This window comes from Haloferax sp. DFSO52, assembly GCF_048158745.1.
GTDB lineage: Archaea > Halobacteriota > Halobacteria > Halobacteriales > Haloferacaceae > Haloferax.
Genome location: NZ_JBLOPB010000001.1, coordinates 1,689,301 through 1,705,225 on the forward strand (window position 1 = coordinate 1,689,301; position 15,925 = coordinate 1,705,225).

At 60.8% G+C, this 15,925-nt stretch carries 12 protein-coding genes; 5 read left to right on the forward strand and 7 right to left on the reverse strand.

Annotated elements, in window-relative coordinates; translation table 11 throughout:
- Both ACK3SC_RS08835 and ACK3SC_RS08840 read right to left on the reverse strand, forming a co-directional pair.
- Window positions 1-1,101 carry a DNA topoisomerase IV subunit A gene (locus ACK3SC_RS08835; RefSeq protein WP_416839748.1) on the reverse strand — a complete coding sequence of 367 codons (1,101 nt, stop codon included), beginning with the start codon at window positions 1,099-1,101 and terminating at the stop codon, window positions 1-3.
- Window positions 1,101-3,497 carry a DNA topoisomerase VI subunit B gene (locus ACK3SC_RS08840; RefSeq protein WP_416839749.1) on the reverse strand — a complete coding sequence of 799 codons (2,397 nt, stop codon included), beginning with the start codon at window positions 3,495-3,497 and terminating at the stop codon, window positions 1,101-1,103. The genes ACK3SC_RS08835 and ACK3SC_RS08840 overlap by 1 nt, the downstream gene beginning before the upstream one ends.
- A gap of 238 nt (window positions 3,498-3,735) precedes the next feature.
- On the opposite strand from ACK3SC_RS08840, the gene gyrB reads away from it, so the two are divergent.
- The 3 genes from gyrB to ACK3SC_RS08855 all read left to right on the forward strand — a co-directional run bounded on the left by gyrB (window position 3,736) and on the right by ACK3SC_RS08855 (window position 9,068).
- Window positions 3,736-5,655 (forward strand): DNA topoisomerase (ATP-hydrolyzing) subunit B, encoded by a 1,920-nt coding sequence (gyrB, locus tag ACK3SC_RS08845; protein ID WP_416839750.1) that lies wholly within the window; start codon window positions 3,736-3,738, stop codon window positions 5,653-5,655.
- A 1-nt stretch (window position 5,656) separates the two neighbouring features.
- Window positions 5,657-8,269 (forward strand): DNA gyrase subunit A, encoded by a 2,613-nt coding sequence (gene gyrA / locus ACK3SC_RS08850; protein WP_416839751.1) that lies wholly within the window; start codon window positions 5,657-5,659, stop codon window positions 8,267-8,269.
- Between the two features lie 94 nt (window positions 8,270-8,363).
- Entirely contained in the window at window positions 8,364-9,068 is a 705-nt protein-coding gene (locus tag ACK3SC_RS08855; protein WP_416839752.1) for a deiodinase-like protein, read from the forward strand.
- Between the two features lie 24 nt (window positions 9,069-9,092).
- Here ACK3SC_RS08855 and ACK3SC_RS08860 read toward each other — a convergent pair whose 3' ends face one another.
- Both ACK3SC_RS08860 and rocF read right to left on the reverse strand, forming a co-directional pair.
- Window positions 9,093-9,560, reverse strand: a complete 468-nt coding sequence (locus ACK3SC_RS08860) for an NUDIX domain-containing protein (RefSeq protein WP_416839753.1) — start codon at window positions 9,558-9,560, stop codon at window positions 9,093-9,095.
- A complete protein-coding gene (rocF, locus tag ACK3SC_RS08865; RefSeq protein ID WP_416839754.1) occupies window positions 9,560-10,459 on the reverse strand; it encodes an arginase in 900 nt (299 codons plus the stop codon). Before rocF ends, ACK3SC_RS08860 begins: the two co-directional genes overlap by 1 nt.
- Window positions 10,460-10,595: 136 nt before the next feature.
- Between rocF and ACK3SC_RS08870 the strand changes: the two genes are divergently transcribed.
- The gene (locus ACK3SC_RS08870) at window positions 10,596-11,966 is read left to right on the forward strand and encodes a TIGR00341 family protein (RefSeq protein WP_416839755.1); all 1,371 of its coding nucleotides are present in this window, start codon (window positions 10,596-10,598) and stop codon (window positions 11,964-11,966) included.
- Between the two features lie 21 nt (window positions 11,967-11,987).
- Here the strand turns inward: ACK3SC_RS08870 and ACK3SC_RS08875 are convergent, their stop codons facing one another.
- Window positions 11,988-12,908 (reverse strand): NAD-dependent epimerase/dehydratase family protein, encoded by a 921-nt coding sequence (locus ACK3SC_RS08875; RefSeq protein WP_416839756.1) that lies wholly within the window; start codon window positions 12,906-12,908, stop codon window positions 11,988-11,990.
- Between the two features lie 161 nt (window positions 12,909-13,069).
- Here ACK3SC_RS08875 and ACK3SC_RS08880 point away from each other — a divergent pair, with 161 nt between their 5' ends.
- The gene (locus ACK3SC_RS08880; protein WP_416839757.1) at window positions 13,070-13,603 is read left to right on the forward strand and encodes an Rrf2 family transcriptional regulator; all 534 of its coding nucleotides are present in this window, start codon (window positions 13,070-13,072) and stop codon (window positions 13,601-13,603) included.
- A 168-nt stretch (window positions 13,604-13,771) separates the two neighbouring features.
- On the opposite strand, the gene ACK3SC_RS08885 is transcribed toward ACK3SC_RS08880, so the two are convergent.
- Entirely contained in the window at window positions 13,772-14,965 is a 1,194-nt protein-coding gene (locus ACK3SC_RS08885; RefSeq protein WP_416839758.1) for an NAD(P)/FAD-dependent oxidoreductase, read from the reverse strand.
- A gap of 114 nt (window positions 14,966-15,079) precedes the next feature.
- A complete protein-coding gene (locus tag ACK3SC_RS08890; protein WP_416839759.1) occupies window positions 15,080-15,898 on the reverse strand; it encodes a nucleoside phosphorylase in 819 nt (272 codons plus the stop codon).
- Window positions 15,899-15,925: the final 27 nt, after the last annotated feature.

Here is a 15,925-nt window from a genome sequence, read left to right on the forward strand (position 1 = left end):
TTAGATGACGCCCATCTCGTCGAGGCGCGTCGGGAGGTACTCGTCGGTCACGAAGTCCAGACCACGGGCCGCGAGTGCCTGCTGTTCTGCCTTCTTGCCGATGTCGAGTTGGAGTTCGATCTGTTCTTCCCAGTAGTCGGTCATGAAGCGCGGGTCTTCGAGTTCCGACTGGAGTGCGTTGATGTCCGAGTCAGCGAGTGGGTCGGTCGGCAGGTCGTAATCGACGATGTCCTGCGGTTGAATCCCCACGAACCGGGCTTCCGGCGTCGCGAGATACTCCGAGAGGTGGGCCGACTTGATAGACCCGTACGCGACAGAACCAAAGATGCGGTACGACCACGGGTCGCCGTCTGTAAAGACCACGACGGGCAGGTCGAGTTCGTCGTGAAGTCGCTTGGTGATGCGACGGGTCGCACGGGCGGGTTGGCCCTTCAGGTGGACGATGAGCGCGTTGTAGTCCTCGTCGAATCCGTTTTCGATGAGGCGGTCACGCATCCCACCGGTCTCGACACACATCACGAAGTCGATGTCGTGTTCGAGGAAGTCGATGGTGTCCGGATTGTTCGGAATCTGGTAGCCACCTTCGCCAACGTCACCCTGGCAGTGAATCTCGCGTTCGCCACGGCGCGTCTGTTCGCGAATCTTCAGCGGACCCATGAGCGTCGCACCCGACTCCTCGGGGCGCATGTGGAGGTCCTCGCGAGTGACGTTCGAGACGATTTCGAGGTCTTCGACGAGTTGGTTCGACTCGTCCTGGTCCGAGAAGTGGGCTTCCTGGGCGTCCCACGACTCAGAGAGGTAGTAGAGTTCACGAAGGGTGGACGAACGGTCTTCGTCCAGTTGTCGGGCGAGGAATTCGATGGTGTACGTGGCTTTCAGCAGCTTCCGCGCGCCGCGGACGCTGTTTGCCGACCGTGTCGAGGTTCGGTCGCCGTAGACCCAGACGTGCGAGTCTTCGTCGTATTTGATGTTGCTCTTCGTCCGCGTGGGAAGCTTCATCTCGGGAATCTCTCCCCGGTCGAACTGGTCGTAGAACTCCGCTGCGAGGTCGATAAGCCGTTCGCGGGCGATCTCCTCGGCTGTCTTGGATTCGGATGCCATTATGCGTTCACCGTGAGTTTCTCTGCTTCGACGCCGTCGACGTTGATGTCGAACGACGCGTCCTCTGCAATCGTGTACGTGAGCGTCGCTGTGTCGCCGGGCGACAGCTCGGGGTTCCACTTGACGAACCACTCGCCGTCTAGGTCGACCACCGTGGCGTCACCGTTGAGGCCGCTCGGTTCGGCCGTCACGATTTCCGTGATATCTGGCGACTCGATGGTGCTAGAGTAGTTCTTTACCGTCAGCGTCACCGTGTCGTCTTCGACGTCGCGGTCGACGCTCACGTTGTTCATGATGCGAGCGAGCGCCCCTTCGATGTTGGGTTCGTCGCGGCCGGTGACCTCCGAGAGTTTGGTCGCCATCTGCGGGAGGATGCGGCCGAGTACGTCCTGTTTCTTGCGACGCTTCTGGAGCGACCGACGCTTCGAGAGGTAGGATTTGAGTTCGCGTGCTGCCTCGCGAATCGCGAGTTCGACTTCGTCTTGAATCGCCGGAACGTCCGCGAGCGCGTCTTTCGACTCGCTCGTGAAGGGGACGTTCGTGGAGGCGACGTGGACCATGAGGACGGCGGGGCCGTTCGGCATCCCGCTTCCGCCCGGTTGGTCGAGGCCGTAGTTCCGCCAGCCAATGTCCTTGACGACGTGGGTGATCGCACACGCGCCCTGTTGGTAGACGAGCGGAACACGGTTCGCGAACCGCAGGAGGTCGATGCTCCCTTCGGATTTGAGTTCGCCGCCGTACGCGATGCCCGCTTCGACGATGAACGGGTCGCCACCGTGGACTTCGGCGTCACGAGTTGCCGCCGCGTAGAAGTCTGCGTCGAACTCCTTTTTCAGTCCTTCTTCGACGAGGGCTGCCGTGATTGGCGACAGACAGTCGGTCGGTGGTGCGAGGATGTCGGCTTCGCGCATGCCTTCGAGGAGGTCGCGCGCGATATCGCGGTCACCCGCGATGTCACGGACTTTGGGAACGTCGTCGGGGACGGTCCGCATCCGCGACCAGATGGCGTCGATAATCTTCTCCTGTGCCGTCTCGCCGTACGTCTCGTCCTGGCGTTCTTTGGTTCGTTCGGCCGCCCATACGACGAATTCGGCCACGTCGCCGTGGGAGGCACGGTCTTTCGGCCCCGTCGTCTCCGCGAACTGCGTCGCGATAGACCGGGAGATAGAGACTTTGCCGGCGTCGCTCTTCTTCGTCGTCGTCACGTCGTCGACGATGGCGTAGATGTCGCTCTCGCGGTCGTCCGTGAGAACGGGCCAGGCTGCTTCGACGACGTTCTCCTGAACCGTGTCACCGAAGGAGGTGTCCGTCTCTGCACCGACGGATTCGGCGACGTTGCCGACGATAGTGACCAGTTCGCTGTGGGCGATTCGGTCCTTTCCCGTGACGATATCGACGAGTTCCGCCGCGAACGCGGCGGTCGGTCCCTTCCCTTTGTTGGAGATTGCGTCTTCGACGACGGCGACGAGTTCGGCCGACTCGTGGGACGCCGGCGTCTTCCACGTCATCTCGCGGCCGAAGTGGCGGTCGCGGAAGGAGTCGATAATCTTCGAGGAGGTTTTCGCGCCGACGCGGGTGAACTCCTCCTGGAGGAACCCAGAGACGGAGTACGACTCCGTCGCGCTGAGCATCTTCAACAGCGTCCCGAGTTCCACACCGTGGGGGTGCGGGCGAATCTCGCTCGTCTGCTCGGGTAGTTGGTCGGTCGCCCGCTCGAACTTCATCGGTTCGTCGAGGCCGGGTTCCCGGAGTTCGAACCGCGCGTGCGGGTTCACGACTGCCGTGTGAAGGATGTAGTCGTGGAGTTGCTGGCGGGCGCGCATGTTCGCTTCCATCTCCAACTCGATGCGGGTGCCGTGAGGGCGGTCCCACGACGTAGTCTTCGAGGTTCGAATCTCGGGTTCGTTCTTGTCTGTGTCGATGACGAGTTCGAAGTACTCGGCGTCAGCAGAGCCCTGGGTTCGACTCGTAATCTTCGCGGGTTTCCCGCTCGTCAACTGAGAGTACAGAACTGCGGCAGAGATACCGATACCCTGCTGACCACGGGACTGTTCGCGTGCGTGGAACCGAGAGCCGTAGAGGAGTTTCCCGAACACTTTGGGCACCTGTTCTTTGGTGATGCCCGGCCCGTTGTCTTCGATGACGAGGCGATAGTAATCGCGCACCTCGCTAATTTCAACGTAGATGTCGGGTTGGATACCCGCTTCTTCCGTTGCGTCGAGTGCGTTGTCCACTGCCTCTTTGACGGCAGTGACCAACCCACGGGCTCCGCTGTCGAAGCCCAGCATGTGCTTGTTCTTTTCGAAGAACTCGGCGATGGAGATCTCTCGCTGGCCTTTCGCCAACTCCTCTGCAATCCCCTCGTCTTCGCCGAGCGTCGACTGGAACGACGTCATTTCCTGTGCCGCATCTACCAATTCCCGCGTTAAGTACTCTCCGGCAACGAAGTGAAAGTGAACGCGAGCGTCTGGACACACCTCGACGTGGCTACACCTGACGCTTCGACTAGACCACCCCCGACGCTCGAAATTGCACGATTTGACCGGTCACTGGCGTTCAAAGCGGCTTTACCGTATGTAGTACGCGCTCGCGCGTGCGAGGCTTTAAGGGATGGGCTATCCTAGGCCACTTCAGATGTCTCAGGAAAACGAGTACGGGGCCGGACAAATTCAGGTCCTCGAAGGGCTTGAAGCCGTTCGGAAGCGTCCGGCGATGTACATCGGGTCCACCGATTCTCGCGGACTCCATCACCTCGTCTACGAAGTCGTCGATAACTCTATCGACGAAGCACTCGCGGGGTATTGCGACGCTATCGAAGTGACCCTTCACGAAGACGGGTCAGTGAGCGTCTCGGACAACGGCCGTGGAATCCCGGTGGATACACACGAACAGTACGACCGACCTGCCCTGGAGGTCATCATGACAATCCTCCACGCCGGCGGGAAGTTCGACAACAAATCCTACCAGGTCTCCGGGGGCCTCCACGGCGTCGGTGTCTCCGTCGTCAACGCGCTCTCGAAGGAACTGGAAGTCGAAGTCAAACGCGACGGCGCGCTCTGGCGTCACCGCTTCGAACTCGGGGAACCGCTCCCCGACGCGTTCGAACGCGTTCGTGACCTCGAACCCGACGAAAACACGGGTACGGTCATCCGTTTCTGGCCCGACGACGATATCTTCGAGACAGACGAGTTCGAGTTCAAGACGCTCGAAAACCGTCTGCGCGAACTCGCCTTCCTCAACTCCGGTGTCGAAATCTCGCTCACCGACGAGCGCACCGAGCAGTCGAGTACCTTCCTCTTCGAGGGTGGTATCCGCGAGTTCGTCGAGTATCTGGACGAGACGAAGACCGCGCTTCACCGCGACGTCATCTACTACGAAGACGAGACCGACGGCATCGCCGTCGAGATCGCCATGCAAGCGACGGACGAACTACAAGGGTCTGTCCACGCGTTCGCCAACAACATCAACACACGCGAAGGCGGGACGCACCTCACCGGGTTCAAGACGGCGCTGACCCGTGTCGTCAACGACTACGCCAACTCCGAGGGCATGCTCTCGGACCTCGACGGCGAGAACCTCCGCGGCGAAGACGTTCGCGAAGGGCTCACCGCCGTCATCTCCATCAAGCACCCCGACCCGCAGTTCGAGGGGCAGACGAAGACCAAACTCGGGAACTCCGAAGTCCGGGGTATCGTCGAGAGCATCACCCACGAAAAACTCGGAACCTACTTCGAAGAGAACCCGGACGTGGCACAGGCCATCATCTCGAAGGCTGTCGAGGCCGCACGCGCCCGAAAGGCAGCGAAGCAGGCCGAAGAACTCACCCGACGCAAATCTGCGCTCGAATCCACGGCGCTCCCGGGCAAACTCGCAGACTGCCAGACGCGCGACCCGGCGGAATCCGAGTTGTTCGTCGTCGAGGGTGACTCCGCAGGCGGGTCGGCCAAACAGGGCCGTGACCGCAAGTTCCAGGCGATTCTCCCACTGCGCGGGAAGATTCTGAACGTCGAGAAACACCGCCTCGACCGTATCCTCCAGAACAACGAAGTTCGCGCGCTCATCACCGCTATCGGTGCCGGCATCGGCGACGAGTTCGACATCGAAGACGCGCGATACAACCGCATCATCCTGATGACTGACGCCGACGTCGACGGGGCACACATTCGGACGCTGCTCCTCACCCTGCTCTACCGGCACATGCGGCCGCTCGTCGAAGCAGGCTACGTCTACGCGGCGCAACCGCCGCTCTACCGCGTCCGCTACCGTGGCAACACCTACGACGCGATGAACGAAACAGAGCGTGACCGCATCATCGAAGAGAAATGTAACGGGAACCCCACGCAGGTCCAGCGGTTCAAGGGTCTCGGTGAGATGAACCCTGACCAGTTGTGGGAGACGACGATGAAACCCGAAAACCGCGTTCTCAAGCGCATCACCATCGAGGACGCCGCCGCGGCAGACCGGATGTTCAACATCCTCATGGGCGACGCCGTGGAACCGCGAAAGCAGTTCATCAAAGAACACGCGACTGAAGCCGAGTGGGTAGACATCTAATATGAGTTCTGACGCACCTGATTCCTTCGAACCCGGCGCGGGCATCGCGGCGGAGATTAGAAACGCTCGCATCGAAGACGAGATGGAACAGTCGTACATCGACTACGCGATGTCGGTCATCGCGGGTCGTGCGCTCCCAGACGTCCGCGACGGCCTGAAACCCGTCCACCGACGCATCCTCTATGCGATGCACCAGGCGGGCGTCACCTCCAACTCCTCACACCGGAAGTCTTCGTCCATCGTCGGTGAGACGATGGGTGACTACCACCCACACGGTGACTCCGCCATTTACGACACGCTCGCACGGATGGCGCAGGACTTCTCCATGCGTTATCCCCTCGTCGACGGACAGGGGAACTTCGGGTCTGTCGACGGCGACCCACCGGCAGCGATGCGATACACGGAAGCGCGGATGTCCCCCATCGCCGAGGAACTCCTCGCCGATATCGACAAAGACACCGTCGACTTCCAGTCGAACTACGACGACCGCAAACAGGAACCGATTGTCCTCCCATCGTCGTTCCCGAACCTGCTCGTCAACGGGTCGTCCGGGATCGCCGTCGGGATGTCGACGAACATCCCGCCACACAATCTCGGTGAGGTCATCGACGCGACCGTCGAACTCATCGAAGACCCCGACGCCACCGTCGCCGACCTGATGGAACACGTCAAGGGTCCCGACTTCCCGACTGGTGCCAACATCGTCGGCCGCAACGCGGTCCACAAGGCGTACAAGACGGGTCGCGGACGCGTTCGTGTCCGCGCCGACTACACCGTCGAAGAGGAAGAAGGCCGCATCATCATCAACGAACTCCCGTATCAGGAGAACAAGGCCCGCCTCATCGAGCGCATCGCCGACGACGTCAACGCCGGGAAAATCGAGGGTATCCGCGACATTCGCGACGAGTCCGACCGAGACGGCATCCGCGTCGTCATCGAACTCAAGCGCGGTGCGATTGCCGAAGTCGTCAAGAACCAGCTGCTCGACAACCACCTCGAATCCACGTTCGGCGTCATCAACCTCGCCCTCGTGGACGGTCAACCCCGGGTTCTCACCCTCAAGGAGACGCTCCAGCACTATCTCGACCACCGCCGCGACGTGGTTCGACGGCGCTCCGAGTACGAACTCTCCGAGGCCGAAGACCGAGCACACATCCTCGAAGGCCGTCTGAAAGCACTCGACAACATCGACGACGTGGTCGAGACCATCCGGAACTCCGAGAGTCGAGACGACGCGAAGGCCGCCCTCCGCGGCGAGGTTGTCGTCGAAGTCGACGGCGAACCGCTCCAGGCGTTCGACTTCTCCGAAGACCAGGCCAACCACATCGTCTCGATGCAACTCGGTTCGCTCACCTCGATGGAAGCGGCCGAAATCGAAGACGAGTACGAGGACGTGCAAGCGACCATCGAGCGCCTCGAAACCATCCTCGGAGACGCCGACGAACTCGACGCAGTCATCGAGTCCGAACTGCTCGACATCAAAGAGGAGTACGCCGACGAACGGCGGACGTCGTTCGTCGCCAACACCGGCGAAGTCACGCGTGCAGACCTCATCCCCGAAGAGGACGTGGTCGTCGTCGTCAGCGAAGACGACTACATCAAGCGCATGCCCGTCTCCCGCTTCCGCGCCCAGCACCGCGGTGGGAAAGGCATCATCGGCACGGACCTGAAAGAAGGCGACAGGGTGTCGTCGGTGTTCGTCGCCAACACCCACGACGACCTGTTGTGTTTCACCAACCACGGACAGGTCTATCAGCTCAAGACCTACCAGGTGCCGGAGATGTCGCGGACGGCCCGCGGGAAGTCCGCAGTCAACCTCCTCGACTTCGACGAGGGCGAAGAGATTACCGCCGTCGTCAACTGCGACGACTTAGAGGAAGTCGAAGGCTACCTGACGATGGTGACCCAGAAGGGGTACATCAAACGCACCAGCATGGACCGCTTCCAGAACATCCTCTCGACGGGTATCATCGCCACCAAACTCGACGACGGCGACCAACTCGTGGACGTGGAAGTCACCCACGGTGCACACGACCTGGTCATCGGCACCGAACAGGGGATGTCCATCCGCTTCGACGAAGACGAGGTCCGGGCGATGGGTCGCTCGGCCCGTGGTGTCCGCGGCATCAAACTCACTGGCGACGACCTCGTCGCCGGTGTCGCCGCCATCGACGAAGACCACCACAGCTGGATTCTGACCGTCACCGACAACGGCTACGGCAAGCGGACCGACCTCGACAAGTACCGCCCACAGTCGCGTAACGGAAAGGGTCTCATCGACATCAAGACGAACGAGCGAAACGGCCCAGTCTGTGCCATCAACACCGTCGGCGAGGGCGACCACCTCGTCGTCATGTCCGACGACGGCCAAATCGTTCGGACACCCGTCGAAGACATCTCGACGGTCGGCCGCAACACGATGGGCGTCATCGTCATGGACCTCGACGCTGGTGACTCCGTCGCCTCTGTCGACGTGATTCCGCCGGCGATGACCACCGAAGACGAAGAGTTGGACGACGAAGCGGTATCTGACGCTGACGAATCGGGCGCACTCGACGATGGCGAAGTCGTGGACGTAGACGACTCTGACGAAGCAGACGAAGCAGACGAATAACGCCCACTCCGTCACTGTTCCGTCTTCTTTATAACTGATTTTTGTCACTACTCGGGCGAACAGCTAACCGTTCCCACTCTCGTAGTTTTGGCCGATGCGCTCCAAAGAGCCATACAACTACCGACACTTTCGGGTGGAGCACTACTTCGACGGGACACGAACCCCCGGGGTTAGGGCGGGAGACTCCGTCTCGACGCACTTCGTCGAGACGCTCGACGGCGACACCGTGAAACTCGACGACTGCTGGAGCGACTCGCCGGCAGTCATCGAGTTCGGAAGTGTCTCCTGTCCACTGTTTCAGGCGAACATCGACCGGGTGAATCGACTCGCAGCGAAATACGGTGAGTCGGTTAATTTCTGTCTCGTCTACGTTCGTGAAGCCCATCCGGGTGCTCGGGTTGGGCCTCACAACTCGATAACTGACAAGCGTGAACTGGCGAACGACGTCGCACCCCACCTCGAGAACCGAACGGTACTCGTCGACGACGTTCAGGGGAGCGTCCACCGCGCGTTCGACGCGATGCCGAACTCGGTCCACCTCGTCGGAACAGACGGCATCGTCGCCTATCGTGCAGATTGGCTCCACGCCGGTGCACTCGACGACGCTATCGACGCACTGCTCGACGCCGGTGGGGACGGTGCGGCAACCGAACACGAAGACGTGACGAACAACTTCTTTTTGCCCTCGCCAGCGGTCCTCCGAGGAGCACGGCGTGCATTCGGTCGTGCCGGTGACGGGAGCGCCGCCGATTTCGTGCGTGCGCTCCCCAAACTCGCGTGGCACCGACTCCGACACTGAGAGAGAAAGACGCCGTTTTCGACGTTATTCGTCGACGTGTGACGGTTCGTTGGTCAGGTCGTACGTGTAGTGTCGCGGTTTGCGGTCACGCAGCCACTCGCGGAGGGGTTCGACTCGGGGACGGTACGTGAGCGTCGTCCCGAGTTCTGAAAGTGGGAGGAACGTGGCTTCTTCTATCTCGTCGTTTGGGTCGAGCGGATGGGGTTCGACGCCATCGTTCGCAGTTCCGTGGTAGAATCGCTGGAGGTAGATCCGACCATCAGGAGCGCGAATCTCCGTCGTGAACGCGAGCGACTGAATCTCGACGTTGAGGCCAGTCTCCTCGCCAGCCTCGCGGGCGGCAGTCTCGAAGAAGAACTCCCCGGGTTCAGACCCGCCTTTCGGGAGTCCCCACCGGCCTTTCTCGTACACCGCGAGAATCGACTCGTCGCGGAGCACGACGACTCCGGCGGCCAGGTCGTGCGGTGCGGGGGCGTCTCTGGGAACTGCCATCAGAGGATCCGCTTCCCGAATGCGCTTGCGGCGAGTTCAGTTGCGAGCGCTGCCGTCTCGTTGTGCTCGTCGAGGACAGGATTGACCTCGACGAGTTCCATCGAGCGCATCTCACCAGAGGCTGCGACAAGTTCCATCGCTGCGTGTGCTTCACGATACGTCGCCCCGCCACGGACGGGCGTCCCGACACCGGGTGCTTCTCGGGGGTCCAACCAGTCGAGGTCGAGGCTGACGTGGAAGCCGTCGGTTCCGCTCGTTACCACGTCGAGTGCGTCCTTCGTGATCTCGGTGATACCGTATTCGTCGATCTCAGACATCGTGTACGCGGTGACGTCGCTGTCGTGAATCGCGGCCGTCTCGTTGTCGTCGACGTCGCGGAGGCCGACGATAGCGACGTTTTCTTCGCTCAGGCCGTCGGCGTTCGCCCACTCGACACCCTCGAAGTCGCCGACGCCGAGTGCTGCGGCGAGCGGCATTCCGTGAACGTTTCCAGACGGGGAGGTGCTGGGCGTGTTGAAGTCGCCGTGAGCGTCGAACCAGATGACGCCGATGTCGGCGTCGCGGGCGCTTCCGACCATCGACCCGATAGCGATAGAGTGGTCACCGCCGAGGGCGAGCGGTGTCGTCCCCTCAGCGAGTGCATCCGCAACGGCGTTGGCGAGCGAGGTGCAGACTTCTTCGACCTCCTGGATGTGCTTCGCGTTATCCGCACCGGCGTCGGCGTCACGCGTCGCGTGGTGCGGGACAGTCAGGTCTCCTGCATCCGTTACCGTCGCACCAGCAGCTTCGAGTTGGGCTGTGAGTCCACCGTATCGGATGGCAGACGGGCCCATGTCCACGCCACGCCGATTCGCACCGTAGTCAGTCGGTGCGCCGAGAATTCTCACGTTTCGTTCCATAGTAGCACAACTCAGTGGGGGCGTTTAGTGGCATCGGAAAATGACTCTCTGCGGCGAGTTCGACAGTGGAGTGACGCCGGCTGTACCGACTTCGTCGCCACCGCGATTTTTGCGAGCGGGCGTCGTATCACATCCTATGCGCTATCTCCAGGTACGCGTCGAGCAGCGCAACCTCGATGCGGTTCTCGATGTCCTTCGGGCCGAGGACATCGACCCGGTGGTCCTCCCGGTTCACGACGACACCTCGGACCCTAGTTCTAGCTCAGATGGGAGTCACGACCCCGATGACCGGGCGTATCTCGTTGCCTTTCCGATTCCAACTGAGGCCGTCGATCGAGTCAGAGAGATGCTGTCTGAGACTGGCTTCGAAGAAGAACATCTCGTCATCGGAAACGCCGAATCAGCGAACACACCGCACTACGACGTGCTCGTCGAGCGATTCGTCGAAGGGGGCGCAGAGGCTGAACGCGTCTCGAACGAGGAGATTCAGACGAAAGCGCACGGGCTCAATCCCCAACCAGCCACGTACTACACGATGACGATACTCAGCGCACTCGTCGCCACTGCAGGGCTGTTACTCGACTCGCCCGCGCTCGTCGTCGGGTCGATGGTCATCGCTCCGCAAGTCGGTGCGGCATTGACTGGGAGCGTCGGCGCAGTCCTCGATAATCGGACGATGTTCACCGATGGCCTTCGCTCGACAGTCCTCGGACTGACACTCGCAATCGTCGCTGCTGCAGCCCTCGGCTGGGGACTCAAGTCCGCACAGTTCGTTCCATCGGCGTTGAACGTCACGACGGTCCAGCAGATAGCGAGTCGGACCTCGCCGGGACTGCTGACGGTGCTCGTCGCACTCTGTGCGGGTGCTGCTGGAGGTATTGGACTTGCGACGGAACTCCCCGTCTCTATCGTCGGCGTCGCCGTCGCCGCGGCGACTGTTCCCGCCGCTGCCGCAGTCGGTATCGGCCTCGCGTGGGGGATTCCGACAGTGACAGTTGGGGCATTCGTCCTGCTCGCGGTCAACGTGGCAGGAATCGTCTTCTCTGGCGCGCTCTCGCTGTGGGTTCTCGGATATCGGCCATCGGACTGGGACTCGACATCGACGACGAGAACGCGGTTGCGAACGCTCTTGGGAAGTCGAACGATGGTGCTCAGCATCGTGGTTCTGGGCCTCACAATCCTCGGACCTGGGTCGCTTCTGGCCGCGCACATCGTCTTCGAAAACCAAACGACTGGTGCTGTCGAGACAGTTCTCGAAGACCCGACGTACGACTCACTCGAACTCGTGTCGGTTCGCGTCGATTTCAGCACTGCTGGGCTCGCTGAAACGCCACGCGAGGTGACAGTTGCTGTGCAGCACCCGGTCGACCAGCGGTATCCAGAACTAGCATCCCGACTCCGGTCGGCGATTCGGGACGAAACTGACGAATCCGTCACGGTGAACGTCGATTTCGAAGAACGAAGTCGGTCGGAGTCACCGAGAACGGAAGCGGAGACGTCGCTGTAGACGGCCCGCTAGTCTGTGAAACTAGTCGGAGAGATACGGTTCGCAGACGCGACGGACGCCCTCTTCGAACGAAATTTCTGGTTCCCAGCCGGTCGCGTCTCGAATTTTCGTCGAGTCAGCCATCGTGTCGTGGACGTACACGTCGAGTGGGTTCTCGATGTACTTCGGTTCCAGTTCGGTTCCGAGCGTCTCGTTTATCATCGAGACCATCTCGTTGAACGAGTAGCTCTCCCCCGTTCCGAGGTTGTAGATTCCTTGCAGTCGGTGGTCCGCAGCGAGTTCGAGACCGCGGACGATGTCGTCGACGTGGGTGAAGTCACGGGTTTGCGAGCCATCACCGAAGAGTTCGGGACGTTCGCCGTTGGCGATTTTGTCGGCGAACTGTGCGACCGTGTTCGCGTATTCGCCTTTGTGCTCTTCTGCGCCACCGAACCCCTGATAGACAGAGAAGAATCGCAGCCCTGCGAGCGTCATATCGTAGTGGTGGTGGAAGTATTCGGCGTAGCGTTCTCGGGCCAGTTTCGACGCTTCGTATCCGGTTCTCGCCTCGACGGGCATATCCTCCGGCGATGGTTCGGTTCGAGACCCGTAAATCGACGACGTAGAGGCGTAGACGACGGTGTCGCACCCATCGTTTCGTGCCTGTTCGACGGTGTTGACGAACCCTTCGACGTTGACTCGCGCACCGCGGGCCGGGTTCTCTTCGTGCATCGTGTACGACGAGAGGGCTGCGAGATGGAAGACGACATCAACCCCGGCGGTCGGTAGGTCGTCGTCGAGGACGCTCACATCGTGGAACTCGACCGAGGCGTCGAGGTTCTCGGGCGTCCCCAGATACAGGTCGTCAATCGCGACGACATCGTTGTCTTCGGCCAGCGAGTTGGCGAGGTTGGAACCGATGAATCCAGCACCGCCAGTGACGAGGACTCGTTTTCCGTTCATATTCGAACGAACTGTCGAACGGCCTAAAGTGCTATCGCCTTCGGATGTCCCGGTTGATTTCTGGGTCCGTTCTCGGATAGGTGTTCGTTCCAAAGTTGACGAATGGAATATTCGGCCAGTCATCCATCGGATTTAAGGACGTATGTGGCGAACCACTCTCCATGTCATCAATCGAGCTGACTTCGAGTCAGAAAACAATCCTTACTGCACTCATCAATCTTTACCGAGAATCCGAAGATGCGGTCAAAGGTGAAGATATCGCAGAGGAAGTAAACCGGAACCCCGGAACCATTCGCAACCAGATGCAGAGCCTGAAGGCGCTCCAACTCGTCGAAGGTGTACCTGGGCCAAAAGGTGGCTACAAGCCGACTGCGAACGCCTACGAGGCACTCGACGTCGAGAAGATGGACGAACCGGCGACCGTGCCGCTGTTCCACAACGACGAGCGAGTCGAGGGCGTCAACGTGGACGAGATCGACCTTTCGAGCGTCCACCACCCTGAACTCTGTCGTGCCGAGATTCATGTCCAGGGGTCGGTTCGCAACTTCCACGAAGGCGACAAGATTCGCGTCGGTCCGACGCCGCTTTCCCGACTCGTTATCGACGGGACGCTCGACGGGAAAGACGACACGAGCAACATCCTCATCCTCCGTATCGACGATATGGAAGCTCCTGTCGGCGAACCGTCGCACTGAGTTCGTCACTGGCCTTTTCTTTTCTCTGTTGACTGGCTTCTCGACCTGCAGTCAGCGCCGTGCCAAAACACGCACGTGGAGGTGTCTCGATAGAAGGCGAGAATAGAGAGAATCGAGCGGTGGTTTTTGATGGCCTGCGAGCGACTTTTTGAGTCGCCTTCGATTCGTCTACAGGTCGCTCCAGGCGTTGTATGCGCGACTGACGCCGGTCACGTCGGCAATCCAGTTGGCGGCGATGCCTTTCTTCAGCGCCTTGGCGAGCGGCCCGCCAAAGACGTTGATTGGGAACTCGCCGACGACGGGGAACTTGACGCCGTGAGCGACTGCATCTTCACCGATAGAGATGACCGTCCCTTTGTCAGTGAACGACCAGCGTTCGAGGGGTCGGCCTTCGATTGCGCGTGCGACGTTTCCACCGGCGACGTCAGCAGCGTCCCATGCGGCCTGTGCCGTCGGCGGGGCGACGTTGTCTGGCCCCTGTTCGACGAGTGCACAGTCACCGACAGCGAAGACGCGCTCGTCACTCGTCTGGAAGTCGTCTTCGGCGAAGAACCGGTGGGAGCGTTCGTCCTGTTCGAGTTCGAGTTCCTGCGCTTCTGGCTGGCCAGTGATACCGCCGGTCCAGACCAGCACGTCGTAGGCGACTTCTTCGGGGTCTTCGTCTTCGCCACCGCCGACGTAGACCGTCTCTTCGTCGACTTTCGAGATGAACTCGCCAGTCAGGATGTCGATATCGAGGTCTTCGAGACGGCGACGGAGCGCACCCTGCAGCTCTGGGTCGTTGCCGGGGAAGATTTCGTCCATCCCTTCGACGAGTTTGATGTCGATAGGCGCGCGGTTCAGGTCGCGGTACTCTGCGACTTCGGCGGCCGACTGGATACCGGAGAGGCCGGCACCACCGATGACGACCTGTGCAGGCTCGTCACGGGAGGCGTCCGTGGCGGCCTGTTTGATGTCCTGGTGAATCTCGCGCGCATCGTCGAGTCCTTTCAGTTGGTGTGCGAACTCTTCGAGTCCGTCGATACCGAAGAATGCCGTCGAAGAGCCGATGGCAACGAGGAGGTAGTCGTAGTCGACCGTGTCGCCGCCTTCGAGTTCGACGACGCGCTCGTCGACGTTGACATTCGTCGCGCGACCCTTGACGAAGTTCGTCGAAGAAGATTTGACGTCGTCGATGGGAATCGCGATGCTCGATTCGACACTCGGGTCGCGGATACATCGGTGGACCTCGTGGAGGACGAGGTGGTAATCGTTCTCTGCAACCCACGTCAGTTCTGCGTCGTAGCCGAGTTCCGTTTCGAGGCGTTTTACTGCGCCGGCCCCGGCGTAACCCGAACCAAGGACGACGACCTGCGTGCTCATGTCGTCGTCTCTGCAGTCATTGGATAAAGGGGCTTTGAAACCGTCTCCCGAAACCTGTCTATCGTGGGGCTATACGTGCCAACGCGTCGAAATTCGGGTTCGACGGTTGTCGGATTATTCGATACGCAGGCCGGCGTGCCAGTGGTCGACGCCAGCCTTCTGTTTGACTTCGTCCATCTTCGCGAGGAGGTGGACTGCCAGACTCGCAACTTCGGCCGCACGAGATTCACCTTCGGTGCGGAACTCGCCGGTGACGCGATTCGCGTACACAGAACAGACTGCGCCAGCGCGCAAGCCGTAGATATTCGCAATCGTCAGCAGCGCTGACGCCTCCATCTCGATGTTCTTGACGTTCACGTTCTGGAGTTCTTCGACGAGTGAGTCGGCGCCTGCTGCGTGGAACTCGTCGAATCCGGGGCGACCCTGTCCAGCGTAAAACGAGTCTGCACTCATCGTGAGGCCGACGTGATAGTCGTAGCCGAGTCGCTCGGCAGCGGCGACGAGTGCTGAGACGACTTCCTGGTCTGCAACTGCGGGGTAATCTTCGCGGACGTACTCTTTGGACGTCCCTTCCTGACGGACCGCACCCGACGTGATGACGAGGTCACCGACGTCCATCTCGGGTTGGATGGCACCACACGACCCGACGCGGATGAACGTCTCGACGCCGACCCGGGCGAGTTCTTCGACGGCGATTGCCGCCGATGGACTGCCGATACCCGTCGAAGTGACAGAAATCGGCGTCTCGTCGTACGTTCCCGTGGCGGTGCGGTACTCGCGGTGGTACGCTTTCTCTTCGTGGTCGTCCCAGAGCGCGGTTATTTTATCGACGCGCTCGGGGTTCCCGGGGAGCAACACCGCATCTGCGAGGTCCTCGGGCGCGACTTCGAGATGATACTGGACCTCCGCGTTCGGGTCCTCACTATCGTTCATACATCTACTCCCCGGGGGACAGTGGAA